Genomic DNA, 1,019 nt, shown 5'->3' on the forward strand with positions numbered 1-1,019 from the left:
GCATCAGTATCGATGGTCACGGTCCAGCTGCTGCTGCTCGACTCGTTGCCCATCGGATCTTTCGCCGTGGCGGTAAAGATGTGCTCGCCGCGACCCAGATCCACGCTCGGCGTGAAGCTCCAGGTACCGTCCGCGCCCGCGGTGGTGGTGCCCAGCACGTTGCTGCCGTCCATGATGGTCACGGTGCTGCCCGCCTTCGCCGTGCCGCTGATCTGCGGACGGGTGTCGTCGGTAACCGCGTTCTGGGACAGGCTGCCCGTCACGCTGCCGGCATCGTCGGTCACGCCGGTGATTTCCACCTTGCCCGGGACCACGTCAACGGTGATGACCACGTGCGACCCTTCCGGTCCGGTGTTGCCTGACGGATCGGTCACGGTGGTGGTCAGGTCGTGCTCGCCGTTGGAGAGCGCCTGATCCGGGGTGAAGCTCCAGGTACCGTCCGGGTTCACCTTCGTGGAGCCGATAACCTGGCCGTTGTCGATGATGTTCACCGTGCTGCCCGGCTCGGCCTTGCCGCTCAGGGTCGGGGTGTTGTCATCGGTGGTGTCGCCGCTCACGACCGGGCCCTGGTAGGCGCCGACGTTGTCGGTGACCAGCAGGTCAGAGGCCGCGTCCGGGGCTTTTGTATCCACCACGATACCGAAGCCGCCGGTTGGCTCACTGGTGCGTCCCACGCCGTCGGTGACGGTGGCGGTGAAGCTGTGGTTGCCGTCAGCCAGCGCCGTATCCGGCGTGAAGCTCCAGCTGCCGTTGCTGCCCACGGTGGCGGTGCCGATCAGGCGGCCGTTATCGTAGATGCTGATGGTGCCGCCAATCACGCCGCTGCTGCCGCTCAGGGTCGGGGTGGTGTCGTTGGTGACGTCGCCCTTCTGCAGGTAGTCAGCGTGCGGTGCCACGTCGTCATACACGGTGTCCAGCGTCGGCGCCTGCGGCGGCACGGTGGCCACGTTGATGACGTATTCCGCGGACGGACCGGAGACGTTGCCCACGCCGTCGGTCTCTTTCGCCGTCAGGGTGTA

General features: G+C 66.5%; 1 protein-coding gene. It reads right to left on the reverse strand.

Annotated features, from left to right (window positions below; translation table 11 throughout):
• A partial coding sequence (locus K5E19_RS22970; protein ID WP_260411924.1) for an Ig-like domain-containing protein occupies nt 1–1,019 on the reverse strand: 1,019 nt, incomplete at both ends.

The organism is Enterobacter sp. RIT637, from assembly GCF_019718755.1.
Lineage (GTDB): Bacteria > Pseudomonadota > Gammaproteobacteria > Enterobacterales > Enterobacteriaceae > Enterobacter.